Here is a 25,740-nt window from a genome sequence, read left to right as displayed (position 1 = left end):
TAACGGGACCCTGCGAAACCGTAGCGAGCAAGTTCAATACCGGGTTGAGTAGCGGAGCCGTACTTTAGTACGGTGAGCAACGGATGCCCGGTAGTGAGCTGCGCAGTAGGTTTGGCGGGGTTCCCCTCATTACTCGTAGAACTTGGAGGTAATCGGATAGCGCCAGTCGCGGCCGAAGCCACGGTGCGTGACGCGGATGCCCACCGGCGACTGGCGCCGCTTGTATTCATTGATCTTGATCAGGCGCGTGACCCGGGCCACATCGGCCGGCGGGTAGCCAGCCTCGATAATCTCGGCGATCGGCCGGTTTTCTTCCATGTACAGCTGCATGATGCCGTCGAGCACGTCGTACGGCGGCAAGGAATCCTGGTCCAGCTGGTCGGCGCGCAGTTCGGCCGACGGTCCGCGCGTCAGGATGCGCTCGGGGATCACGTCCGACACGCTGTTGCGATACGCGCATAAACGGTACACCAGCGTCTTGGCGATATCCTTGATCACGGCAAAGCCGCCCGCCATGTCGCCATACAGGGTGCAATAGCCGACTGCCATCTCGCTCTTGTTGCCCGTCGTCAGCACGATGCTGCCATGCTTGTTCGACAAGGCCATCAGCAAGGTGCCACGGATGCGCGCCTGGATGTTTTCTTCCGTCGCGTCTTCCGCCAGTCCGGCGAACTCGTCAGCCAGGGTGGCGCGGAAGGCGTCGAATGTTTGCTTGATCGGAATTTCATCGTAGCGCACATCGAGGCGTTTTACCATGTCGCGCGAATCGATCCACGAGATATCGGCCGTGAATTGCGACGGCATCATGACGGCGCGCACCTTGTCGGCGCCCAGCGCATCGACGGCGATGGCCAGGGTCAGCGCGGAATCGACGCCGCCCGACATGCCGATCAGCACGCCAGGGAAGCCGTTCTTCCCAATATAGTCGCGCACGCCCAGCACCAGCGCCTGGTACACCTGCGCCTCCGTCGTCAGCGGCGCGGCCAGCGGCTGCGGCACGGGCGTGGCGCCATCGAACTCAACCAGCTGCAAGTCTTCCGCGAAGTGGCGCAGCTGGGCGCAAATGGTGCCGGCCGCATCCATGACGAACGAGTCGCCATCGAAAATCAGTTCGTCCTGGCCACCGACCAGGTTGGCGTACACGAGGGCCATGCCTTGCGCGCTGACATTCCTGCGCATGGTTTCATAGCGCAAATGCTGCTTGTTCATGTGGTAGGGCGAACCATTCGGCACCAGCAGCACTTGCGCGCCGGCCGCGCGGGCGCGCATCGGCGCGTGCTCGAACCACGTGTCTTCGCAGATATTGATGCCGAAGCGCACGCCCTTCACGCCAAACACGAAAGCCTGGTCCGACGACGTAAAGTAACGTTTTTCGTCGAAAACGGTCGTATTCGGCAAGTCATGCTTGCGGTAGGTGCCCAGCACTTCGCCGTTCAGCAGCACGGAGGCGGCATTGTGGCGCACGCCCTTCTCGTCCTGCAGGGGCAAGCCCACCACCACGTGCAAATCCTTGAACTGGGCCAACTCCAAGGCCAGCGCCGCAAACGCTTCCTGCGTTTTTGCGTAGAATGCATTGCGCAGCAACAGGTCCTCGGGTGGATAGCCGACCAGCGACAGTTCCGGCGTGAGCACGATATCGGCGCCCGCCTCAAAGGCGCGGCGGGAAAGGTCGAAGATCTTGGCACGGTTGCCGGCCAGATCGCCGACCGTACTATTCATTTGAGCAATTGCGACTTTGACTGTCATGATGATGATGGATATTTCGTTCTATTAAACAAGACAGGGGCGCGCAGGCCGACGGCGGCGCCCCGAGAGTGATGAATGCACACTACAACAATGAATTATCGCACGGCTATCGTCTCTACCCTGGCTGAAATTGGCGAAGCGGCCTGGTCTGAACTACTGGCCAGCCAGGCGGAGGCCAATCCCTTCCTTTCCTACGCCTTCCTGCACGCGCTGCACGAGTCCGGCTGCGCCAGCGCGGACACGGGCTGGCAGCCGAATTACCTGGCGCTGTGGCAAGGCGATGTGCTGGCCGCCGCCCTGCCCCTGTATCTGAAGATGCATTCGTATGGCGAGTACGTGTTCGACTGGGCCTGGGCCGATGCCTATCAGCAACATGGTCTCGAATATTACCCGAAACTGTTGTCGGCCATTCCGTTTACGCCCGTCAGCGGCACGCGCTTGCTGGCCCGCGATGGGCAGGCGCGCGCGGCCCTGCTGGCCTTCCTGCAGGCCCAGCAGCAAGCGGCCGACGTGTCGTCCTGCCACATCCTGTTCCCGCCGGAAAGCGAAGCGCGCCAGTTGGCGGAGGCTGGCTACCTGATGCGTAGTGGCGTGCAGTTTCACTGGCTCAATCCCGGCTACACGGATTTCGAGCAATTCCTCGCCACCCTGGAACACAAGAAGCGCAAGAATATCCGCGCCGAGCGGCGCAAGGTGCGTGAAGCGGGCGTGACCCTGCGCCAGGTGCGCGGCAGCGACGCAACGGAGACGGACTGGCAACTGTTCCACCGCTGCTACAGCAATACCTATGCGGAACACCGCTCCTCGCCCTACCTGAGCCTGGACTTCTTCCAGCGCATAGCCTTCAGCATGCCGCAGAACATTCTATTGGTGATCGCCGAACGCGAAGGCCGGGCCATTGCCGCCTCGCTGCTGATCCACACGAGCGAGACCCTGTATGGCCGCTACTGGGGCGCGCTCGAACACGTGCCCTGCCTGCATTTCGAGACGGCGTATTACCAGCCGCTGGAATTCTGCATCGCCAACGGCATCGCCACCTTCGAGGGTGGCGCGCAAGGCGAGCACAAGATGGCGCGCGGCTTCCTGCCGCAAAAGACGTGGTCCGCCCACTGGCTGGCGCACCCGGCCTTCGCGGACGCCGTGCAACGCTTCCTCGAACGCGAACGGGGCGGCATCGACGCCTACCTCGATGAATTGAACGAGCACAGTCCGTTTCGCGCATAAAAAAACGCTCCCGGCCATGACTGGCGGGGAGCGTTTTTTTACTGGGTGTTCTTAGGCTTTGGCGGCGTCAGTCTTGAAGGCGGCGACGCCGTTCAGGATTTCTTCCTTGGCCACTTCAGGACCATACCAGCCGTCGATCTTGACCCATTTGCCTTTTTCCAGATCTTTGTAGTGCTCGAAGAAATGCTGGATCTGGCGCAGGCGCAGTTCGTTCAAGTCTTCCGGCTTTTGCCAGTGGCTGTAGATCGACAGGACCTTGTCGACTGGCACGGCCAGCACTTTCGCGTCTTCGCCCGACTCGTCGGTCATTTTCAGCACGCCGATAGGACGGCAGCGCACGACCACGCCTGGAATCAGCGGGAACGGGGTGATGACCAGCACGTCAACCGGGTCGCCATCCGGCGACAGGGTGTTCGGCACGTAGCCGTAGTTGCACGGGTAATGCATGGCGGTACCCATGAAGCGATCGACGAAGATCGCGCCGCTTTCCTTGTCGACTTCGTACTTGATCGGATCGGCATTCATCGGGATTTCGATGACGACGTTGAAATCGTTCGGCAGGTCGCGGCCGGAAGAGACGTTATTCAAACTCATGGGGTTCCTCATTAGCGGATGGTGTTTTAACCGCGCAATTATAGCGAAGTACAGGCAGCTTGTGCGATGCAGCAGCGGCCCGCCGGTGTTTTGCGCGTCCGGCCAGCAACACTCGCCAGCACGGCCGTCCTGCACGCGCAAGTTGCTGTCGAGAGAATAAACAGGTCATTTGGAATAATAAGTAGAAACACTTAAGCATTACTACGGTCAGCCCCGAGTTAATATCTGAAATATCGTCATATTTTCATTTCAATATTACCATGCGGCAGATAGGGTTATTATAAGCGGCATTGCATTTCTTGCAGCCACTTATAACAACTGTTTCAGGCTTATTCTCCCCGAGCTGCCAGCACGTGATGAGGCGGCCGCCTCAACATCCATGGCCATCACCCCTCCCAGCCCCGAAACTCGCTCATCCAGCATAATATTTGCTCTTATTTGAAGTATTTATTTGATTCAAATGGCGGGCCTTCCAAAAAATTGCGCGACCAGAAGACAATCATCAATTCTGATAAACTATCACATTCTGGTGATTCCAAACTTTGCAGATTCTGCAATCGACGCCTTCCCTGAATTCAATATGGCGCATCAACGCGCTACCGATAAATCCTTGCAAAAAGGAATATGATGATTCCCTCTTTCCGGCCCGGGCCTTTATTAAAGGTCACCGGCGTTATTTTCATTCTGTTTGGCCTCGCCCTGCTGGGCGGCGGCATCTGGCTGGCCAGTCTTGGCGGCTCGTGGTACTACCTGCTGGCCGGTATCGGCATGCTGATCGCCGGCGCGCTGGTGTTCCAGGGCAAGCGTAGCGCGCAACCGTTCATGGCCGTCCTGCTGCTCGCCACCCTGATCTGGTCCCTCATTGAAGTGAAATTCGACTGGTGGCAATTGCTGCCGCGCCTCGACATCTGGTTTGTCGCCGCCGTCTGGCTGCTGCTGCCCTTCGTCAGCCGCCGCCTGGCGCCAGCCGCCTCCGCAAAACGGCCGCAAACGGGCAAGACGGCCCTCTCCGCCGCCGTGGCCCTGACCGTCATCGCCGGCGTCATCGCCCTGTTCCAGGACTACCATGACCTGCATGGCGACGTGCCTGCCGAAAACATGGCCGCCACAGCCACGGGCGACCTGGCGCCCGGCGTCGAGCACAACGACTGGTCCGCGTATGGCCGCTCCGGCTATGGCGACCGCTATGCGCCGGCCGCGCAGATCACGCCGGCCAATATCTCCGGCCTGAAAGAAGCCTGGACCTACCACACGGGCGACTTCAAGGGGCCGAACGACCCGGGCGAGATCGCCAATGAAGTCACGCCGCTGAAGGTCAATGACATGCTGTACCTGTGCACGCCGCACAACATCGTCATCGCCCTGAATCCGGACACGGGCAAGGAAATCTGGCGCCACGATCCGAAGATCAACCGCGATGCGGCCAGCTACCAGCACATGATCTGCCGCGGCGTCGCCTACTGGGACGTCAACGCGGGCCGCGCGAAAAACAATCCCGCACCCGAAGCTGCCAGCATGGAATGCCCGCGCCGCATCCTGGCGCCGACCATGGATGGCACCATGATCGCCGTCAACGCCGATACGGGCGAGTCGTGCAAGAGCTTTGGCAACAACGGCGTCGTCAACCTGTATAAGAACATGGCCATGATCAAGCGCGGTTTCCTGATGCCGACCTCGCCGCCAGCCGTCTCGCAGAAAATGGCCGTGATCGCCGCCAGCGTGACGGACAACCATTCGACGGAAGAGCCATCGGGCGTGATCCGCGGCTACGATCCCGTCACCGGCAAGCTGATGTGGAACTGGGACCCGGCCACGCCGGAAGATACGGCGCCTTTCCCTGAAGGCAAGAACTACACGAACAACTCGCCCAACTCGTGGGGCGTGGCCAGCATCGATGAAAAGCTGGGCATGGTCTACATTCCGATGGGTAATGAAACCCCCGATACCTGGGGCGGCAACCGCAACAAGAATGGCGAGAAATTCAACAGCGCCATCGTCGCGCTGGACCTGGCGACCGGTAAAGTGCGCTGGGTCTACCAGACCGTGCATCACGATATCTGGGACATGGATATCGGCGGACAGCCTTCGCTGGTCGACATCGACACGCCGAAAGGCAAAGTGCCATCGGTCGTGGCCACGACGAAACGCGGCGACATCTATGTGATCGACCGCCGCGACGGCAGCCTGGTCGTGCCGGCGCCGGAAAAACCCGTCCCGACGAGCAATCCTGCCGCCGGCGACACCCTGTCGCCCACGCAGCCATTCTCGGCCCTCACCTTCTTGCCTGAGCGCAATATCAGCGAAGCGGACATGTGGGGCACCACGCCGTTCGACCAGCTCGCTTGCCGCATCATCTTCAAGGAACGCCGCTATGAAGGCCCGTTCACGCCGCAAACGGCCGGCAAGGGCGCCGTCATCTCGCCGGGCCCGCTCGGTATCTTCGAATGGGGCGGCGCCGCCATCGACCCCGTGCGCCAGTTGTTGATCGTCAACCCTGACTACATGGGCTTCCTGGAAAAACTCGTGCCGCGCGCGGAAACGACGGCCAAGGGCGGCACCGGTGGCGAAATGGGCTTGCAGCCGCAGACGGGCGTCCCGTTCGCCGTGGAAATCAAGGCCTTCCTGTCGCCGCTGGGCTTCCCATGCCAGGCGCCGCCGTGGGGCTATGTGGCCGCCGTCGACCTGCGCACCATGAAGAAAGTGTGGATGCACAAGAACGGCACCACGCGCGACAGCGGTCCCGTGCCGATCCCCTTGCCACTGGGCGTGCCCAGCCTGGGCGGCATGGTCACCACCGGTGGCGGCGTGACCTTCCTCAGCAGCACGCTCGACTACTACATCCGCGGCTATGACGTCAGCAACGGCAAGGTGCTCTGGAAAGCCCGCCTGCCAGCCGGCGGCCAGGCTACGCCGATGAGCTATGTGTCGAACAAGTCGGGACGCCAGTTCGTCGTCGTCATGGCCGGCGGCCACGGTTCGCTGGGCACGAAGATGAGCGACACCCTGGTCGCGTATGCCTTGCCCGAAGGCACCGCCGTAGCGAAGAAGTAAACAGGTAACAGCGCGCTCCGCCATGGAGTGCGCGCACAAAAAAAGCCGTTCAGTCTGCACTGAACGGCTTTTTTACGTCTGAAGAATGAGCTTACAGGATGGTGGCCAGTGCGCACTGCCGGTAATGGGCGGCAGCCTGTTCCGTCTGCTGCAAGGCGTCGTGCATCTGCGCCAGCTTCAGGTGGGCGTCGCGCACCATTTGCGGCTCGTTCGCGTCGGACAAAGCCTGCTCCAGGTGGCGCTGGGCCTTGCCCCACAGTTTTTGCTTGAGGCACAAGGTGCCCAGGGTCAGCGCCAGTTCCGCATCCAGCGGACGCTGTTTCATCCATTGCTCGCAATGCTCGATCTGCAGCAGCAAGGCCGGCGTGCCGCTCGGCGCCGCCGCTTCGCGGTAGGCGCGCACGACGCGCTCGTCCCAGTCGGCCGCCAGCGACTCTTCGCACACGAGGCGCGCTTCGTCGTGCAAGCCGCGCGCATTCAGGGCCGTGGCGGCGCGGCAGGCGATGTAGGGCTTGACCCGGTCGCTGCTCGGCACGGTGGACCACACGCGCATCAGCGATTCAGCGTCATGCGATGGGTCGGACAGCAGATGGTCGTAGGCCAGCTCGCGCAGGCGCGACGACAGGGCCGGATGCAGGGCGCGGTGCTTGTCGAGCGAACGCACGAGGCGCAGCACTTCCGGCCAGTTCTTCGCCTGCTGCTCGGCTTTCAGCGACCATTGCAGCGCGTGGATATGACGCGTGCCGCTGGCGTTCAGTTCGCGCACGGCGGCCAGTGCCGCTTCCGGCTGGTGGTCGTCGACCAGCAATTCCGTCACCGTCATCAAACGCGCCGTCTTCAGGCTGGCGTCGCCTTCGACGCGGGACAGCCAGCTGTCGCGGCGTTCGGACTGGCGCATGCGGTGCGCGGCGCGCGCGCCGATCAGCGCGGCCAGGCCGGCGTTTTCTTCCAGCTCGGCGGCGCGCAAGGCGGCCTTCTCGGCATGGCCGAAACGGCCTTCGAACAGGGCTTTCAAGGCTTCGCGCAAGCCCTTGTTGCCATCGCGCTCACGCTTGCGCTGGCGGTAGGCCGCCACTTGCGCCGGCATGCGCACGGTGGCGCGCACGGCGCGCACCAGCAGATACAGCAGCACGAACAGCACGACCTGCAGCAGCAGGAAGAAGTTCAGCGACAAATCGATGCGGTAAGGCGGATAGAACAGCACCACATTGCCGGGATTGAAACGGGCCGTCACGGCGATACCGATCGCCGCGGCCATCAGGGCGAGTAACCAGAGAAATAGACGCATGGGCTCAGGACTTCGCTTTGTAGTTGCGCACAGCCGTCAGACTGTCGGACAAGGTTGGCATTTCGATGGCCAGGTTGCTGCCCTGCACCTGGCGCAGCAGGGCTTGCGCCGTCTGCGTGCTCTTGGCGCGGGTGTCGAAATACTTGGCCAGCGCATCCTGCGCGGCGATCAAGTCGTTGCGGAAGGCCGTTTCATTGCGCGACAACAAGGCCATGCGGGCATTGAGCAGGCGCAGCTTGACGTTTTCACGCAAGAAATACGATTGCGTCGGCGACAGCATCAGCGCTTCCGGCGTATCGACGCGGCGGATGCGTATCAATTGACGCACGTCGGCCCACATGTCGCCGCTCCAGGTATTGAAGCCGTCGCGCACTTTTTGCAGCAGCGGTTCCGGCGCCGGCGGTCCCACCAGCTTGCCGGCCGCATCGCGCACGGGCTTGGCCCCGGCCTTCTTCGGCTTTTCCGGCGCGGCCGGCAAGGCCGGCGTTTCGTCGGACAGCATCGGCAGGGAATCGACCTGGGCGATCACGGCATCGAGGCGCAGCGCCACGCCCGTCGAATCGACGCTGGGCAGGGCCTTGAGTTTTTCCATGTCGCGGCCGATGGCGCGGCGGATGGTGATGAATTGCGGCTTGTCGGAACGCGACAGGCTGCGGTCGGCGTTTTGCAGGGCGATCAGCGCGCCGGGCACGTTGCCGGCCAGTTGCAGCTGCTGGCTGGCCGTCGACAGCACTTGCTCGATTTCCGTCAGCGCCCACTCGTCGCGGTTCTTCGACAAGTCGTTGTACAGTTGTTCCAGGGCCAGCTGCTGGCTTTGCGTTTCGCTCTGGCGGTTTTCCAGCGCACCCACCTTGATTTGCAGCTCTTTCGTGCCTTCTTGCACGTTGCGCGCCAGCACGCCCGTTTCGGCATTGCTGACATCGCCCTTTTGCAGGCGTTTGGCCACTTCTTCGCGCAGGTTGCGGATCTGCTTGCTGGTCGACCAGCTTTGCGCAGCGAGCAGCACGGCCAGCACGATGACGGCGATGCTCATGGGCTTTTGCAGCTGTTCGAGCAGGGTCGGCGCGCGGCCGGCGGGTTGGTCGGCCGCCTGCGGCGCCGTCTTCACGGCGCCGGCAGGCGATGCATTCGGTTCGGAGAGTGTAGGCATTTCGTTCATGGTCGTGATTGTAACGCGGCGAGCACTCCCGCGTCGCCTGATCCTGTCAAGGTGACACGGGCAAAACCCAGGTCCGCCGCCGTTTGTGCAATGCGGGCGTGCGGCACGATCAGATGCTGCTGTTGCATTTTCACAACAGCCATCTTTTCAGCATCCATTTCGCCCAGCAGCGCCAGCAAACCGCGTAGCGCTTCCGAGCTGGTGATGATCCAGTCATTATTATGCTGCAACAGGTTTTCCAGGGTCGCCCGCAAGGCCGGCGTCAGCGTCGGCACCTGGCGGCGGTAGGCCGTGACGAACTCGACTTCGGCGCCGGCCGCGCGCAAGCCGTCGGCCAGGTAGTCGCGTCCGCCATCGCCGCGCACGATCAGCACGCGCTTGCCGCGCAGGGCCGGCAAGTCCAGCGCCAATAATAAATGTTCGGAATCGCTGCGCGCCGTGTCGAGCGGACTGGTGATGCTGGCGTTGGCCTGCGTGACGCCATGCGCGGCCAGGGCCATCCGGCTGCCCTCGCCCACCACGGCCAGCGGCAGGCCGGGCGGCCAGGCGGGCAGGTGCGCAAAGACGCAGTCGATGGCGTTCGGCGAGACGAACGCCACCAGGTCGTAGTCGGTCAGGCGCGCCAGCACGGCTTGCAGCTGCGCGCATTCCTCCTTGCCGTCAAGCGCGTGGATTTCCAGCAGCGGCAGCAGGGTCACGGGCCAACCCAGCGCCGCGATCCGGGCGGCCAGCGGCCCCGCTTGCGCCGCGGGCCGCGTGATCACCACGCTGTCAGGCATGCGGCGCCAGGCCTTCATGGTTGTCGGGTGTAACGGCGCACGAGGCGAGGATGCCGGCGGCATCTTGCCCGCGCAGCAGTTCGGCCACCCGTTCGCCCAGCAGTTCTGGCGCGCTGGACGGGCCACTGACGTCGGCGCTGGCCATGCGCGCGCCGTCCGGCGTGGCGACCATGGCGCGCAAGCGCATCTGTTCGCCCTCGACGGTGGCGAACGCGGCCAGCGGAATCTGGCAGCTGCCGCCGAAGATCTTCGACACCTTGCGCTCGGCCGTGACGGCGTGCGCCGTATCGGCATGGTTGAGCGGCGCCAGCAGGGCCGTCATGTCGATGCCGTCGGCGCGACCGGCGCGCACCTCGATCGCCATGGCGCCCTGGCCGGCGGCTGGCAAGCTGTCTTCCGGCGCCAGCACGGCGCGGATGCGCGACGCCAGGCCCAGGCGTTTCAGGCCGGCGGCGGCCAGGATGATGGCGGCGTAATCGCCACGGTCCAGCTTGCCCAGGCGCGTATCGAGGTTGCCGCGCAGGGGCAGGATCGTCAGGTGCGGATAGCGCGCGGCGATCAGCGATTGGCGGCGCAGGCTGCTGGTGCCGACGACGGCGCCGTGCGGCAGCTCGGCCAGGCTGGCGTAATCGTTGGACACGAACGCATCGCGCGGGTCTTCGCGCTCGAGGATGGCGGCCAGGGCAAAGCCATCCGGCAACTCCATCGGCACGTCTTTCAGCGAATGCACGGCCAGGTCGGCGCGGCCCTCTTCCATCGCCACTTCCAGCTCCTTGACGAACAGGCCCTTGCCGCCTACCTTGGACAAGGCGCGGTCCAGAATCTGGTCGCCGCGTGTGGTCATGCCGAGAATTTCAACGCTACACTGCGGATACAGGGCGGCCAGACGCGCACGCACGTGTTCAGCTTGCCACATGGCAAGACGGCTCTCGCGCGTGGCGATCACCAGGCGGGCGGGTATCATCGGCGTCAATTCGTTCGGGGTCAATTCGGATGCTTTCAAAACAAGGTTCTTTCGCTGTCGTTGTCGTTTTTCGTTGCCATTTCGCCGGACGTGATACCGATTTGTATCGAAATGGCGCCCGGCGTCGCTATAATCGTTATCCCTTTGCCTATACGGCCAAGTCAGGCTAGCGTCCATGTTCAAGACCACAAATTTTATCATGCGCCCCCTCCCCTCTGCGGCCAAACGCCCGGTGCGATCCACATTCCCTTGCTTTTACACTTACTTTGGTTCTTTATTATGCTCAATGACGCAGTAGCACCAGAAATAGTCCCGGCCGCCGGCTCCGACAAGGACGCGCCGCTGAAGGAAGACATCCGCCTGCTGGGCCGCCTGCTGGGCGACGTGCTGCGCGAACAGGAAGGCGACGCCGTCTTCCATGTGGTGGAAACCATACGCCAGACGTCCGTGCGCTTCCGCCGCGAAGCGGACGCGGGCGCCGCGCTGGAACTCGACGCCATGCTCAAGGAACTGAGCCGCGAACAGACGATTTCCGTCGTGCGCGCCTTTTCCTACTTTTCGCACCTGGCCAACATTGCGGAAGACCAGCACCACATCCGCCGCCGCCGCGCCCACCTGCTGGCCGGCTCGCCGGCGCAAAAAGGCAGCGTCAGCTTCGCGCTGAAAAAACTGCGCGCCGCCGGCGTGCCGCGCAAGACGGTCGACACCTTCTTCCAGGATGCCCTGATCGCCCCCGTGCTGACGGCCCACCCGACGGAAGTGCAGCGCAAGAGCATCCTCGACGCCGAGCACGACATCGCCCGCCTGCTGGCCGAGCGCGACTTGCCGCAGACGCCGAAAGAGCGGCACGCCAACCTGCAGCTGCTGCGCTCGCGCGTGGCCACCCTGTGGCAGACGCGCATGCTGCGCTACTCGAAGCTGACGGTGGCCGACGAGATCGAAAACGCGCTGTCCTACTACCGCATCACCTTCCTGCGCGAACTGCCGGGCCTGTATGACGACATCGAGGACGACATCGCCGCCGAGTACCCGAACGGCGACGGCACGATCGAGCCGATCAACGCCGCCTACGTGCAGATGGGCAGCTGGATCGGCGGCGACCGCGACGGCAACCCGAACGTGAACGCGGGCACCATGCAGCATGCGCTGGCGCGCCACGCCACCACCATCCTCGACTTTTACCTCGATGAAGTGCACGCGCTGGGCGCGGAATTGTCCGTCTCGACCCTGATGGTGGGCGTGAGCGCCGAACTGCAGGCGCTGGCCGACCAGTCGCCGGACGCCTCGCCGCACCGCAGCGACGAGCCGTACCGCCGCGCCCTGATCGGCATCTATGCGCGCCTGGCCGCCACGGCGCGCGCGCTGGGCGCCACCAACATCCTGCGCAAGGAAGTGGGCGCGGCAGCCGCCTATCCGGATGCGGCCGCCTTTGTCGCCGACTTGCGCACCATCGTCGCCTCGCTCGAGTCGCACCACGGCATCGCCCTCGTGCGCCCGCGCCTGGCCACCCTGGCGCGCGCGGCCGACATCTTCGGCTTCCACCTGGCGTCGCTCGACATGCGCCAGACGTCCGACGTGCACGAACGCGTGCTGGCCGACCTGTTCGCGAAAAGCGGCGTGGCGGCCGATTACACGGCCCTGTCCGAGGAAGACAAGCAGGCGCTGCTGCTGAATGAACTGGCGCAGCCGCGCCTGCTGTACTCGCCTTACATCAGCTACGCCACGGAAACGGATTCGGAACTGGCGATTTTGCGCGCCGCGCGCGACATCCGCCAGCGCTACGGCGCGCGGGCCATCCGCAACTACATCATCTCGCACACGGAAACCGTGTCCGACTTGCTGGAAGTATTGCTGCTGCAAAAGGAAACAGGCTTGCTGCGCACCGACTGGAAGGCGGGTGGCGCCGGCGACAGCACGTGCGAACTGATGGTCATCCCCCTGTTCGAGACGATCCCCGACCTGCAGCGCGCGGCCGGCATCATGAGCGAACTCATGGCCTTGCCCCTGGTCAAACAACTGATCGCCAAGCAGGGACAATTGCAGGAAGTCATGCTCGGCTATTCCGACTCGAACAAGGATGGCGGCTTCCTGACGTCGAACTGGGAACTGTACAAGGCGGAACTGGCGCTGGTGGCCGACTTCCAGAAGGCCGGCGTCAAGCTGCGCCTGTTCCATGGCCGCGGCGGCACCGTGGGCCGTGGCGGCGGACCCAGCTACGAAGCCATCCTGGCCCAGCCGCCGGGCACCGTCAACGGCCAGATCCGCCTGACGGAACAGGGCGAAATCATCGCCTCGAAATTTTCCAACGCGGAAATCGGCCGGCGCAACCTGGAATTGCTGGTGGCCGCCACCCTGGAAGCGAGCCTGGCGCCGCAGGAAGCCAATCCGGCCCGCACCAGCCGGCTGGCGCAGTTCGAAGCGGTGATGGCGCAGCTGTCGGACCTCGCCTATCACGCCTACCGCCACCTCGTGTATGAAACGCCGGGCTTTACCGAGTATTTCTTCTCGGCTACGCCGATCGCGGAAATCGCCGAGCTGAACCTGGGTTCCCGTCCCGCCTCGCGCAAGGCCAACCAGCGCATCGAAGACTTGCGCGCCATTCCCTGGGGCTTTTCCTGGGGCCAGTGCCGCTTGCTGCTGCCGGGCTGGTTCGGCTTCGGCAGCGCCATCGAGGCCTGGATCCAGCAGGCCGACGGCGCCGCGCAGGATGACAGGATCGCCACCCTGCGCGCCATGTATGCCGAATGGCCGTTCTTCGCCACCCTGCTGTCGAACATGGACATGGTGCTGGCCAAGACGGACCTGGCGATCGCCTCGCGCTATGCGGAACTGGTGGCGGATCAGGACTTGCGCGAACGCATCTACAAGCGCATCACGGAAGAGCATGGCACCACCTTGCGCTGCCTCGAGCTGATCACCGGTAACACGGAGCGCCTGGCGGGTAATCCGCTGCTGGCCCGCTCGATCCAGAACCGCTTCGCCTATCTCGATCCGCTGAACCACTTGCAGGTGGAATTGATCAAGCGCAACCGCGCCCTGTCGGCGGAAAGCCGAATCGATGAAAGGGTGCACCGCGGCATCCAGCTGTCGATCAATGGCGTGGCGGCCGGCCTGCGCAACACGGGCTGATCGCGCCCGGTCGTCTTTGGCAAGCAGGGACCGGCGCCGCAAGGGCCGGCCCTTTTGCTTGCTAGAAAGCAAAATATTCTCAAGAAAGCAACAATTGGTATTACACTAGCGGCTGACACCTTTTCCACTCCGGCCCCATGCGCACCGCAGCGGCCAACCATGACGCCAGGGACGCGGATGAGCAAATGGTCGATTGAAACGCTGGGCGCGGCATGCGCCGCCCTCATCCTGATCGTGCTGGGCTGGCTGGCCGGCGTGGCGTGGCAACAGCTCGACTTCTGGGAGCATGTCTCGCTGACCCTGCTGCTGGCCGCCGCCGCCGGCGCGGTCGTCTGGCTGATGCGCACGCTGCGCAGCCATCTCGCCATGACGCGCGCGCAGCTTGACGATAGCCTCATGCGCTACCAGCACCTGAGCGAAACGGGGCAGGACGGCATGTGGCAGACGGATGCGCACGGCCGCATCCTGTACGTCAACCAGCGCCTGTGCGACATGCTGGGCGTTCCCGCCGAACAGTTGCTGGACCACGCGATGGACGAGTTCCACGACGAGGCCACCTTGCTGCGCCTGTGTCCGCTGCGCCAGACGGCGACCGATAGCTGCATGGGAGAACTGCATTACCGGCATGGCGACGGCTCGGAGCGCTGGGCCATGCTCAGCGGACGCCGCCTGTACAACCGGCACGGCACCCTGACGGGCGCGCTGGTCATGATCAGCGACATCACGGAACACAAGCGGGCCGAACACGCGTTGAGCCTGGCCCATGCGGAGCTGGAAAGCCGCGTGGCCCTGCGCACGGCCCAGTTGCTCGATGTCAATCTCCAACTGTCCGCGGAAATCGCCATGCGCGCGCAGACGGAAGCGGCCCTGGCGCGCAGCGAAGAGCGGCTGCAGGACATCATTTCCATGATGCCCCTGTCGCTGTTCCTGAAAGACGCCGATTCGCGCATCGTGCTGATGAACCAGGCCTGCGAACAGCAATGGGGGGTATGCCAGCAGGACATCGCCGACGGGCGCGACGTACAGCATTTTCCCGACGAACAGACGAAGGACTTCCAGGCGGCGGACCAGGAAGCGTTTGCCAGCCGCCAGGTGGTGATCCGCGAAGAACTGGTGTGGAACGCGCGGTTGCAGGAAAATCGTTTGCTGCAGACGCACAAGAAACCCGTGTTTGACGCGCAAGGCCGGCCGCAGATGATCATCGCCATGGCCATCGACATCACGGAAAGCAAGCGCAACGAGGAAAACCTGCAGCGCACCCTGGCCCAGTTGCGCGAACTGAGCGACCACCAGCAGACCATCAAGGAAGAGGAGCGGCGCCGCATCGCGCTCGACATTCATGACGACCTGGGCCAGAACCTGATGGTGCTGCGCATCGACGTGTCGCTGCTGCATGCGCGCACGGCCAGGGCCCATCCGCGCCTGCACCGCCACGCCCAGCGCGTGCTCGACACCATCGACGCCACCATCCGCTCGGTGCGCACCATCATCAATGACTTGCATCCCAGTACCCTGGAGCTGGGACTGGGGCCGGCGGCCGAATGGCTGCTGCGCCAGATGGAGGGGCGCGGCGCCATCCGCTACCGGCTCTCGCTCGACAGCGCGGCACCCGACCTGGGCCTGGATCAGCGCCAGACGTCGGCCATCTTCCGCGTGCTGCAGGAATCGCTGTCGAACATCGTGCGCCACGCCCAGGCCAGCGAAGTGGAAGTGGCGCTGGCGCAGGATACAGATGCCATCGTGCTGCGCATCAGCGACAACGGCATCGGCATGCAGCCCGGCGACCACGGCAAGAAGGCCGCCTTCGGCTTGAAAAGCATACGCGAACGCGTCCATGCGCTGGGCGGCGAACTGCGCATCGACAGCCAGGCGGGCCGGGGCACGGTGCTGGCCATCCACCTGCCGCACGCGAGGAAAGGCGCGCCGGCCGCGCATGATGAAATACAAAAATTAGCAAAAACAGTAGCAAATTAAGTATGCATTTTCAACACAAGGAAGTATAGTAAGTTTTTTCTTTGAGGAAACTATCATGCCGCCACGCTTCTTACGCTTCCATGCCTCACTGCTCGGCCTGTGCCTGCTGGCCGCCGCCGCCGCCCCCACCGCCAGCGCCGCCATCTATGCCGAACGCGGCTTTGGCGAGCGGGATGGCAATGGCAGCATCGCGTCCGACCTGAACCCGGCGGGCCTGGTGGCCGGCATCATCATGGAGGAAGAAGGACGGCGCCGCGCCGTCACGTATCAGCATGGCCGCATCCGCGAGCTGGGCACCCTGGGCGGCGCTGAAGGTTTCACCAAGGCCATCAATATCCATGGCGTGGTGGTCGGCTCGGCGCAGACGGCCAGCGGCGCCTGGCACGCCTTCCACTACGATGCGGCGGGCGGCATGCGCGACCTGGGCACCCTGGGCGGCACCAGCAGCTATGCCACGGCCATCACGCGCGACGGCACGATCGCCGGCTACGCCGATACCAGCGGCGGCGACTTCCACGCCTTCGTCACGAAAGCCGATCACAGCCTGCAAGACCTGGGCACCCTGGGCGGCGCCAGCAGCTATGCCAGCGGCCTGAACAACCATGGCGTGGTGGTGGGCACGGCGCAGCGCGGCGATGGCTACCGCCGCGCCTTCGTCTACCGGCCCGGCGCGGGCATGCAGGAAATAGGCACCCTGCCCGGCGGACGCATCAGCTCGGCCACCGCCATCAATGACGCAGGCCTGATCGTGGGCGCGTCGGAAACGGAGAAGCGCCGCTGGCACGCGTTTGCCTGGGACGGCAAGCGCATGCTCGACCTGGGCGCCATGATCGGCCAGGGCGACAGCTACGCCACGGCAGTCAATGCGGCCGGGCACGTGGTCGGCAGCGTCAGCATCAAGGGCTTTGAACCGATGACCTTTGTCTACAAGGAAGGCGTGATGACGGTGCGCCGCCGCGACGATGGCCTGTACCTGACCAACAAGATCACGGACGCGGGCCTGGTGGTGGGCGCCATCTACACGGGGCATAAATTCCAGGCCTTCGCCGTGCCGTCGCAAGCGTCGCCGGCGCCGCCGCCGCGCCGCAACCCGCTGGAATGGCTGCTCATCACCTTCCTCATCTCTGCCAGCGGCGTGGCGCTGTACCAGCTGCGGCGCCGTCACCGCGCCGGCGTGACGGGCCAGCGCATGCATTTTCTGTAAGGCGACGCCGGGGACGGACGAAAAAAAAGAGGCTTGCGCCTCTTTTTAAACATACTCAACAACTATCGCGACAGCTGACAGAACCGTAGCGAGCGGAAGTGAATTGTGGCCGAGACGCGGAACTGTACTTTAGTACAGTGAGCATCGCAGGCCGCAAGTCACGACGCGCAGTAGGTTCTGACAGGTGTCTCTAGTTTTGCGTCAGGAAGGTTTTGAGTTTGTCCGAACGCGAAGGCTGGCGCAGCTTGCTCATGGCTTTCGCTTCGATCTGGCGGATGCGCTCGCGCGTCACGTCGAACTGCTTGCCCACTTCTTCCAGGGTGTGGTCGTTCGACATTTCCACGCCATAACGCATGCGCAGCACTTTCGCTTCGCGCGGCGTCAGGGAGTCCAGCACTTCCTTGATCACGTTGCGCATCGAGGCGTGCAGCGCGGCGTCCAGCGGCGCCAGCGTGGTGTTGTCTTCGATAAAGTCGCCCAGTTGCGAATCGCCATCTTCGCCCATCGGCGTTTCCATGGAAATCGGCTCCTTGGCGATCTTCATGATCTCGCGTACCTTGTTTTCCGGCATTTCCATCTTGACGGCCAGGGTCGCCAGGTCCGGTTCGCTGCCCGTTTCCTGCATGATCTGGCGCGAGATGCGGTTCATCTTGTTGATCGTTTCGATCATGTGCACCGGCACGCGGATGGTGCGGGCCATGTCGGCGATCGAACGCGTGATGGCCTGGCGGATCCACCAGGTGGCGTAGGTCGAGAACTTGTAGCCGCGGCGGTATTCGAATTTATCGACGGCCTTCAGCAGACCGATGTTGCCTTCCTGGATCAGATCGAGGAATTGCAAGCCGCGGTTGATGTACTTCTTGGCGATCGAGATAACCAGGCGCAAGTTGGCCACCGTCATTTCGCGTTTCGCGTGACGGGCGCGCTTTTCGCCGGCCGCCATCTGCTTGTTGATCTTGCGCAAGTCCGCCAGCGGCAGCGCCACGCGGGCTTGCAGGTCGATCATCTTCTTTTGCAGTTCCTTGACGGCAGGCACGTTGCGGCTGAGGATGGCGCTGTACGGATACTTGCAATCGACTTCGCGGTCGACCCATTCCAGGTCGCATTCATTGCCCGGGAACACCTTGATGAAGTGGGCGCGCGGCATGCCGCATTTGTTCACGCACAGTTCCAGCACGGCGCGCTCGATGTGGCGCACTTCTTCCATCTGGCCGCGCAGGGTGTCGCACAGCTTTTCAACGACCTTGGCCGTGAAGCGGATGCCCAGCAATTCCTGCGAAATGGCTTCCTGCGCCTTGACGTAAGCTTTCGAGTTGTAACCCTCGGGCGCCTTGCGCATCTTCTCGTACTGCGTCGAAATGACGTTGAATTTCTCCAACGCATTCTTTTTCAGCTGCGCCAATTGCTCGCTGGAGAAACCGGCCGCGCCGCCATTGGCGTCGCCGTCTTCTTCCTCGGCTTCTTCTTCCTCTTCCTCGTCGTCACCGCTGGCGGCGACGGGCGCGGCGGCGGCTGCCGGCGCCGGAGCATTGCTTTCGTTCAAGTCGACGAAACCGTCGACCACTTCATCGACCTTGATTTCATCGCGCGCGATTTTTTGCGACAGCGCGACGATTTCGCCGATGGTGGTCGGGCAGGCGGAAATGGCCTGGATCATGTCCTTCAGGCCGCCTTCGATGCGCTTGGCGATCTCGATCTCGCCTTCGCGCGTCAGCAGCGCCACGGCACCCATCTCACGCATGTACATGCGCACGGGGTCGGTGGTGCGGCCGAAGTCGGAGTCGACGGTCGACAGGGCCGTGGCGGCGGCCGCTTCCACTTCATCGTCGCTGGTGACGGTGGCGACGTTGTCGGTCAACAACAGGCTTTCCGCGTCAGGGGCGCGCTCGTAGACGGCGATGCCCATGTCGTTGAAGGTGGCGATGATGCCTTCGATCGCTTCCGGATCGATGATGTTTTCCGGCAATTGGTCATTGATCTCGGCATAAGTGAGGAAACCGCGTTCCTTGCCCATGTTGATCAAGCCCGTGATCTGCTTGCGGCGGCGTTCCAGGTCCGCTGCCGACGCTTCCGGATCGCCCAATGCGTCCGCCAGGCCGCCCTTGGCCTTGCGGTCGCGCGCTTTCGAGACGGCCTTCAGTTCGGCGCGCTCGACGGCGTTGAGTGCCGCCACTTCATCGTTTTCCGGCGTGAATTCGCTTGGTTTACGGCCGCGGCGGCCTGGCACCTTGACGGTCGGCAAGAAGTAATTCGAGGTATCGATGGCGGCCAGGGCGTCGGCATCGGTGGTCTTGCTGACCACTTGCGCGCCGGTGATGATGGTCACGGGGGCCGCTTCCGGCTTGGCGCGCACGACTTTCGAGCGGGCTGCCGTCACCACCTTGTTCGTGGCGGCGCTTTCGCTGACCTTGCGCGGCGCGGCCGGGGCCTTGGCGCCCGGGGCGATCTTCACGCTCGGCGTCTTGGCCGGTGCGGCGTCGGCCACCTCGGCAGCAGCCTCGGCGACAGGTGCGCTGACGGCGGCTTCGACAACCGGCTCGGCCGGCGGCACGGCGGCCAGGCGCGAGCGGCTTTTCTTCACCACGGTGACGACGGTCGGCGCCGTCGTGACGGTGGCTTCCGGATTCGCTTGCGCATTATCGATGAAGTAAGATAAAGTCGTTTTGGGTACGGCAAGTGGTGCCGCGGCTGGGCGTGGCGCCTTGGCGGACAACGTTAAAGTTTTTGGCGTATTCTTCATGAGATATCTCTTAATGCGAGACCAGATGGTGTCGGCGCGAAGTGAATGATTCCACCTAAGCCTGCGAAACCGGACTCGATGGAGCGTATTGTTGCGGCTGCCGTGTTAACGGCAGCGGCGCCTGTCTATCGGAACGTTCAAAGCCCGCGCATCCAGCGGCGGCGGGGCCGAAGCCGGGTCAGATAAATAAGCGATGTACATTGCGGAATGAAAAAAAGCCCGTACCAGAACGGGCTTGAATCTATTGTTGTTCAGTGAAGACACAGCGGAGAGCAAGATTATGCACGAAGGCCAGTTATCTGGATAATTGATAAGCAAAATATCTGGTATCAAAAATATCAATAATGATGGCCCTGCACCGCACTGCTCCTATCCCCTGCACACCTGAGCCAGACCGTCAAACACGGGGTCCAGTCATCAGCGCAAGCCGACATTATACACATTTCCCGCATTTCGCGCTTGGCACGAGCGGCCACATGCATGCGGATCGCAGCGCAAGTTGCCAAAAAAGACAATGCACTTGCCTGTGGCGCGTGCTATGCTCCCCTTTTATAGCCCAACCAATGATGTCGATGACCAGCTCCACGCCAGACCAGCAAGCCACCACTCCTGACACGCCAGTCGATGCAGCCCCAGCGGCGGCACCGGCCGCCGCGACCACGCCGGCGCCGGCCGGCCTGACCGCGCGCGCCCTGCTGAAGCAGTTCCAGGAGCAATTCCCGCCATTCCGCGATTGCCTGCCCTTGTCGATCGGTATCGACAAGCAGATCCTGGCGCGCCTGCCGGACCTGGACCGCAAGCTGATGCGCACGGCGCTGGGCATCCACACGGGTTCGCTGCGCTACCTGCGCGTGATGGAAAAAGCCAAGATACGCTACGACCTCGACGGCACGGCCGGCGCGGAAGTGACGCAAACCCACCGCGACCACGCCACGCAAGTATTGCAGCAGCGCTTCAAGAAGGAAGCCGAGCGCAAGAAAGCCGAACGCGACGCGGCCGCCGCCGAAGAGGCGAACCGTCTGCGCCTGGAAAAACTGAATCAGCTGACCGCGAAATTCTCGCGCAAAGGCTGATCCGGTTTCATGGATACAGCTGCCGCACCGCCACTGCCCCCGTATCAAGGCATCGCACTCGACCACGTCAAGCTGGTACGCACCAGCGATGACGCAAAGGCGGCCATGGCCGCCTTGCTGGCTGCGGACGCCATCGGCTTCGATACGGAATCGAAGCCGACTTTCGTCAAGGGCGAGTCCTCCACGGGACCGCACCTGATCCAGCTGGCCACCGACGACATCGCCTACCTGTTCCAGGTGGGCAGTACGCCTGCGCCGGCCCTGGCCGAACTCAAAGCCATCCTCGAGTCGACCACCACCCTGAAGGTGGGTTTTGGCCTGTCCGACGACGTCAAGCGCCTGCGCAACAAGCTGGGCATCGCGCCGGCCCAGGTGCTCGACCTGTCCGTCGCCCTGCGCGGCGGCCAGCGTAACGACCTGGGCGCGAAGACGGCCGTGGCCAAGTTCTTCGGCCTGCACCTGCAGAAATCGAAAAAGATCTCCACCACCAACTGGGCCACGTCGCGCCTGACGGACAAGCAGATCCTGTACGCGGCCGACGATGCGCAAGTGGCCCTGCGCGTGTACCGCCGCTGGATCGCCGAGGGCGGCAAGGTCACGCCGCAAAAAGCCCCGCGCGCCAGCACGCCGCCGGCGCCGCCCGCCCCCGCCTGAGGCGGCGCGCCTGTCTGCAGCATGAGCAAGAGCAAGTCCATCGGCACCACGCCTGACGCGATCGCCGCCGCCGAACAGGCGCTGGGGCGTCAACTGCCCGCGTCCTTCGCGCAATGGTTGTTGGTGAACAATGGCCGCGCGCTGGGCGCCTTGTGCGTGTTTCCCGTCTACGATGCGGACCATGCGCGCAAGACATGGGAATCGATCACACGCCACTACGACACGAGCTGGCAGGAATGCCTGGAGCATACGGGGGCAGGCGACGCAGCCCATGCCCTGCTGCCCTTTGCCCAGTTCGGCACGGGCGATTATTACTGTTTTGACTATGCGCAAACGGGGCCGGCCGGTGAACCGGTGGTCGTGCTGTGGTCGCACGAAACAGGCGCCACCACCGCGGTGGCAACCGACTTTGCAGCATTCCTGGCGCTGCCTGGCCGCCCGGGCTGAAACCCGGCGGCCGGTGCAACTTTATTTGACCAGGCGCAAGGTCAAGGGCTAGCGGCTCGTGACCGATACACGAATCCATCAGCAATATTTTTTTGAAATGAAACACTTGCTGCCGCAAGGGACTTTTTTTTGTTCGCCGCTATGCCGCCGCCAGCGCCAGCGCCAGCCGCCCCAGGGTGGCGATGGCCTCTTCCAGCTGCGGGCTCCACGGATGGCCGTAATTGAGGCGGATGCAGTGGCGAAACGCGCGCGTGGCGGAAAAGATGGGGCCGGGCGCGATGCTGATGCCGGCCGCCAGCGCGCCGCGGTGCAAGGCCAGCGCATCGATACCGGCAGGCATTTCCACCCAGACGAAATAGCCGCCCTGCGGCCGCGTCACGCGCGTGCCGGGCGGAAAATGCACGGCGATGGCTTGCAGCATGGTGTGTTGCTGCGCCGCCAGGGTCAGCCGCAGCTGGCGCAAATGGCGGTCGTAGCCGCCTGCCGCCAGGTAATCGGCCAGCGCCATCTGCAGCGGGATGGGCGCCGACAGGCTGGTGGTCAGCTTCAGGCGCTCGACCTGGCGCGCATAGCGGCCCGCCACGGCCCAGCCCAGCCGAAAGCCGGGCGCCAGGGTCTTGGAAAACGAGCTGCAATGCATGACGAGGCCTGCGCTGTCGTGGCTTTTCGTCAGGCCGGGGCGCTGCTTGCCAAAGTACAGTTCGCCATACACGTCATCCTCGATCAGCGGCACGCCATGGCGCGCCAGCAGGTCGACCAGTGCGCGCTTCTTTTCCGGCGACATCAGGCTGCCCAGGGGATTCTGGAAATTCGTCATCAGCCAGCACGCCTTGGGCTGGTGGCGCAGCAGCAATTCCTCAAGGGCCGCCAGGTCGACGCCGTCGCGCGGGCTGGTGGCGATTTCCACCGCCTTGAGTTCCAGCCGCTCCAGCGCCTGCAGGCACGCATAGAAGCTGGGCGACTCGATCAGCACCGTGTCGCCGGGCCGCGTGACGGCTTGCAGGCACAGGTTCAGCGCTTCCAGCGCGCCATTCGTGATGACGATGTCGTCGCTGGAAACGAGCACGCCGTCGAGCTGGTAGCGCAGGGCGATCTGGCGCCGCAGTTCCGCATTGCCCAGCGACAGATCCGTGACGGTGCTCCACGGGTCGAGGCGGCGCATGCTGGCCGACACGGCCCGCGCCAGTTTTTCCATCGGGAACAGATGCGGGCTGGGGAACGCCGAGCCGAAGGGCACGATATCGCGCGCGCCCACGGCGCCCAGCACTTCGAACACGAGGTCGCTGACGTCGACCGTGGTGCTGGCGTCGAGCGGACGCGAACTGTCCGGTTCGGGGGCCAGCGCGGCGCGCTGCGGCGCCACGTAGTAACCGGAACGGGGCCGCGAGACGATCATGCCGCGCGCTTCGAGCAAATAATACGCCTGGAACACCGTCGACGGACTCACGCCCCTGCGCGCATGCTGCTGGCGCACGGAAGGCAACTTATCACCAGGCAACAACAGCTGCGTGCTGATCATGGCGGCGACTTCTTCCGCCAATTCCTCATATCGTTTCAACCCTGCTCCTCAAACTGATCCGTAGTTTTATTGCACAACTGATCCTGTCACAGTGACAGCACCCGTTATATGCTAGGGTAACAACATCCGGGCAGCAACACCGGCACGCCATCATCGACCGACGAGACAGGTTACTTTTCCATGCAACTCTCCATGCTACTGCATTCCCCCCTCGTGCTGCTGCTGGCCCTGGCCGTCGCACCGCCCGCCACGGCGCAGGCCGCGCCCGCCACCATCTCCGCCAGCCACGACAGCCTGGAACAGCGCATCAAGGCGTGCACGGCCTGTCATGCACAACAGGAAAAGCATGATGCCTTCTTTCCCCGCATCGCCGGCAAGCCGGCCGGCTACCTGTACCACCAGCTGCTGAACTTTCGCGAGGGACGGCGCCAGTATCCGATGATGAACTATATGGTGGAACACTTGCCTGACGATTACCTGCGCGAAATCGCCGACTATTTTGCGGCACAGCACCCGGCACCGCCGCCGGCCCAGCCGAGCGGCGCCGGCACGACGGCCCTGGCGCGCGGCAAGCAGCTGGTGCTGCATGGCGATGCCGGCAAAAAAATTCCCGCCTGTATCGCCTGCCACGGCCAGCAGCTGGCCGGCGTGGCGCCCGCCATCCCCGGCTTGCTGGGCTTGCCGCGCGACTATATCAACGCCCAGCTGGGCGCCTGGAAGAACGGCATCCGCCGCGCCCACGCCCCCGACTGCATGGCGCAAGTGGCGCAGCGCCTGTCGGACGCGGACGTGGGTGCCGTCTCGGCCTGGCTGGGCACGCAGGTAGCCAGCGCCGACGCGCGCCCCGCCGGCAGCATCGCCCTGCCCCTGCCGCTGCATTGCGGCGGCGTGCCCGGTTCCAACGCGCAGGTGGCGCCATGAAGAAATGGCTGATCGCAATTGCCGGCGTGGCCGTCGTGGCCGCCGGCGCGAAGTTCGTGCTGTTTCCGGGCGACGACGTGGGCCCGCCGGCCGTCGCCAGCACCCTGAGCCCGCAACAGCTGGTCGCGCGCGGCGCCTACCTGGCCAAGGCGGGCGACTGCATGGCTTGCCACACGACGCGCGGCGGCGTGCCCTACGCCGGCGGACGGGCCCTGCAGACCCCGTTCGGCAAGGTGCTCTCGCCCAATATCACGGCCGACAAGGAAACGGGCATCGGCAACTGGACGGCCGACGATTTCTGGCGCGCCATCCACAACGGCAAGTCGAAAGATGGCCGGCTGCTGTATCCGGCCTTTCCCTACACCAGCTACACCAAGGTGCGGCGCGAGGACAGCGACGCCCTGTACGCCTACTTCCAGAGCGTGGCGCCGCACAGGCAAGCAAACGCGCCGCACGCGCTGCGCTTCCCCTACAACCAGCAGATCGCGCTGGCCGCCTGGCGCGCCCTGTATTTCAAGCCGGGCGTGTACCAGCCGCTGACGGACAAAAGCATGGAATGGAACCGCGGCGCCTACCTGGTGCAGGGTCTGGGTCACTGCAGCGCCTGCCATAGCAGCCGCACGACCCTGGGAGGCAGCGACGACGGCCTGTCGGGCGGCCTGATCCCCGTGCTGGGCTGGTACGCGCCCTCGCTGACGTCGGACGCGGAAGCGGGCCTCGGTGACTGGGACACGGCGCATATCGTGGAATTGCTGCAAACGGGCGTGTCGCCCCGCGCCACCGTCTTCGGCCCCATGGCCGAGGTGGTGCGGCAAAGCCTGCAGCACATGGAGACGAGCGACGTGCAAGCCATGGCCGTCTACCTGAAAAGCCTGCCCGGTCCGGCGCAGCCCGCGCAACGGGCGCCGCGCGACACGTCCGAGCAAGCGCGGCAGCAACTGGCGCTGGGCGCGAAACTGTATGAGGCGCAATGCGCGAGCTGCCACCAGGCCGACGGCAAGGGCGTGCCGCCCGGCTACCCGCCGCTGGCCGGCAACCGCGCGCTGACGACGGCGTCGTCCGTGAACGCCATCCGCCTCGTGCTCAACGGCGGCTTCGCGCCCGGGACAAAAGGCAACCCGCGCCCGTATGGCATGCCGCCGTTCGGCCCCGTCATGGATGATGCGGAAGTGGCGGCCGTGGTCACGTATCTGCGCGCCTCGTGGGGCAATGATGCGCCGGCCGTGTCGGCCCTGGAAGTCAATAAATACCGCAGCGTGCCGCTGGAGTAGCGG

Annotated in this window: 18 protein-coding genes; 10 read left to right on the top strand and 8 right to left on the bottom strand. The window is 64.0% G+C overall.

What is annotated here, in order from left to right; all coding sequences use genetic code 11:
- Positions 1 to 129: 129 nt before the first annotated feature.
- Positions 130 to 1,746 (bottom strand): NAD+ synthase, encoded by a 1,617-nt coding sequence (locus tag GCN78_RS19820; RefSeq protein WP_152253228.1) that lies wholly within the window; start codon positions 1,744 to 1,746, stop codon positions 130 to 132.
- A gap of 90 nt (positions 1,747 to 1,836) precedes the next feature.
- On the opposite strand from GCN78_RS19820, the gene GCN78_RS19815 reads away from it, so the two are divergent.
- Positions 1,837 to 2,970, top strand: coding sequence for a GNAT family N-acetyltransferase (locus tag GCN78_RS19815; RefSeq protein WP_152253323.1), 1,134 nt, complete (start codon positions 1,837 to 1,839; stop codon positions 2,968 to 2,970).
- 51 nt (positions 2,971 to 3,021) lie between these two features.
- On the opposite strand, the gene ppa is transcribed toward GCN78_RS19815, so the two are convergent.
- Positions 3,022 to 3,564: an inorganic diphosphatase gene (gene ppa, locus GCN78_RS19810; RefSeq protein WP_034786159.1), complete on the bottom strand. Its 543-nt coding sequence runs from the start codon at positions 3,562 to 3,564 to the stop codon at positions 3,022 to 3,024.
- Positions 3,565 to 4,188: 624 nt separating this feature from the next.
- Between ppa and GCN78_RS19805 the strand changes: the two genes are divergently transcribed.
- Positions 4,189 to 6,615: a membrane-bound PQQ-dependent dehydrogenase, glucose/quinate/shikimate family gene (locus tag GCN78_RS19805; protein ID WP_226939732.1), complete on the top strand. Its 2,427-nt coding sequence runs from the start codon at positions 4,189 to 4,191 to the stop codon at positions 6,613 to 6,615.
- A 91-nt stretch (positions 6,616 to 6,706) separates the two neighbouring features.
- Here the strand turns inward: GCN78_RS19805 and GCN78_RS19800 are convergent, their stop codons facing one another.
- From GCN78_RS19800 to hemC, 4 genes are read right to left on the bottom strand one after another with little or no spacing between them, the layout of a single operon-like run.
- A complete protein-coding gene (locus tag GCN78_RS19800; RefSeq protein WP_080698801.1) occupies positions 6,707 to 7,903 on the bottom strand; it encodes a heme biosynthesis protein HemY in 1,197 nt (398 codons plus the stop codon).
- A 4-nt stretch (positions 7,904 to 7,907) separates the two neighbouring features.
- Complete coding sequence (locus tag GCN78_RS19795) at positions 7,908 to 9,062, bottom strand: uroporphyrinogen-III C-methyltransferase (protein WP_152253227.1); 1,155 nt, start codon at positions 9,060 to 9,062, stop codon at positions 7,908 to 7,910.
- Positions 9,059 to 9,841 carry a uroporphyrinogen-III synthase gene (locus GCN78_RS19790; protein ID WP_152253321.1) on the bottom strand — a complete coding sequence of 261 codons (783 nt, stop codon included), beginning with the start codon at positions 9,839 to 9,841 and terminating at the stop codon, positions 9,059 to 9,061. Before GCN78_RS19790 ends, GCN78_RS19795 begins: the two co-directional genes overlap by 4 nt.
- A complete protein-coding gene (gene hemC / locus GCN78_RS19785; protein ID WP_152253320.1) occupies positions 9,834 to 10,805 on the bottom strand; it encodes a hydroxymethylbilane synthase in 972 nt (323 codons plus the stop codon). Before hemC ends, GCN78_RS19790 begins: the two co-directional genes overlap by 8 nt.
- Positions 10,806 to 11,084: 279 nt before the next feature.
- On the opposite strand from hemC, the gene ppc reads away from it, so the two are divergent.
- The 3 genes from ppc to GCN78_RS19770 all read left to right on the top strand — a co-directional run bounded on the left by ppc (position 11,085) and on the right by GCN78_RS19770 (position 17,112).
- Complete coding sequence (ppc, locus tag GCN78_RS19780) at positions 11,085 to 13,934, top strand: phosphoenolpyruvate carboxylase (protein ID WP_152253226.1); 2,850 nt, start codon at positions 11,085 to 11,087, stop codon at positions 13,932 to 13,934.
- A 159-nt stretch (positions 13,935 to 14,093) separates the two neighbouring features.
- Positions 14,094 to 15,908 carry a PAS domain-containing sensor histidine kinase gene (locus GCN78_RS19775; protein ID WP_152253225.1) on the top strand — a complete coding sequence of 605 codons (1,815 nt, stop codon included), beginning with the start codon at positions 14,094 to 14,096 and terminating at the stop codon, positions 15,906 to 15,908.
- A gap of 55 nt (positions 15,909 to 15,963) precedes the next feature.
- On the top strand, positions 15,964 to 17,112 hold the full coding sequence (locus GCN78_RS19770) for an HAF repeat-containing protein (RefSeq protein WP_152253224.1): 1,149 nt from the start codon (positions 15,964 to 15,966) through the stop codon (positions 17,110 to 17,112).
- 190 nt (positions 17,113 to 17,302) lie between these two features.
- Here the strand turns inward: GCN78_RS19770 and rpoD are convergent, their stop codons facing one another.
- Complete coding sequence (rpoD, locus tag GCN78_RS19765; RefSeq protein ID WP_152253223.1) at positions 17,303 to 19,852, bottom strand: RNA polymerase sigma factor RpoD; 2,550 nt, start codon at positions 19,850 to 19,852, stop codon at positions 17,303 to 17,305.
- Positions 19,853 to 20,415: 563 nt separating this feature from the next.
- Here rpoD and GCN78_RS19760 point away from each other — a divergent pair.
- From GCN78_RS19760 to GCN78_RS19750, 3 genes are read left to right on the top strand one after another with little or no spacing between them, the layout of a single operon-like run.
- Positions 20,416 to 20,925: a ProQ/FINO family protein gene (locus tag GCN78_RS19760; protein WP_070224995.1), complete on the top strand. Its 510-nt coding sequence runs from the start codon at positions 20,416 to 20,418 to the stop codon at positions 20,923 to 20,925.
- A 9-nt stretch (positions 20,926 to 20,934) separates the two neighbouring features.
- A complete protein-coding gene (locus GCN78_RS19755; protein ID WP_152253222.1) occupies positions 20,935 to 21,579 on the top strand; it encodes a 3'-5' exonuclease in 645 nt (214 codons plus the stop codon).
- Positions 21,580 to 21,600: 21 nt separating this feature from the next.
- On the top strand, positions 21,601 to 22,026 hold the full coding sequence (locus tag GCN78_RS19750; protein WP_152253221.1) for an SMI1/KNR4 family protein: 426 nt from the start codon (positions 21,601 to 21,603) through the stop codon (positions 22,024 to 22,026).
- Positions 22,027 to 22,165: 139 nt separating this feature from the next.
- Here the strand turns inward: GCN78_RS19750 and GCN78_RS19745 are convergent, their stop codons facing one another.
- Positions 22,166 to 23,584: an aminotransferase-like domain-containing protein gene (locus tag GCN78_RS19745; protein ID WP_152253220.1), complete on the bottom strand. Its 1,419-nt coding sequence runs from the start codon at positions 23,582 to 23,584 to the stop codon at positions 22,166 to 22,168.
- A 153-nt stretch (positions 23,585 to 23,737) separates the two neighbouring features.
- Between GCN78_RS19745 and GCN78_RS19740 the strand changes: the two genes are divergently transcribed.
- Positions 23,738 to 24,466, top strand: coding sequence for a c-type cytochrome (locus tag GCN78_RS19740; RefSeq protein ID WP_152253219.1), 729 nt, complete (start codon positions 23,738 to 23,740; stop codon positions 24,464 to 24,466).
- The gene (locus GCN78_RS19735) at positions 24,463 to 25,737 is read left to right on the top strand and encodes a cytochrome c (RefSeq protein WP_152253218.1); all 1,275 of its coding nucleotides are present in this window, start codon (positions 24,463 to 24,465) and stop codon (positions 25,735 to 25,737) included. Before GCN78_RS19740 ends, GCN78_RS19735 begins: the two co-directional genes overlap by 4 nt.
- Positions 25,738 to 25,740 lie beyond the last annotated feature (3 nt).

Source organism: Janthinobacterium rivuli (assembly GCF_009208735.1).
Taxonomy (GTDB): domain Bacteria; phylum Pseudomonadota; class Gammaproteobacteria; order Burkholderiales; family Burkholderiaceae_D; genus Janthinobacterium.
Note: the sequence above shows the minus strand (reverse complement) of the source record. Positions and strands in the feature narration are given on the sequence as shown.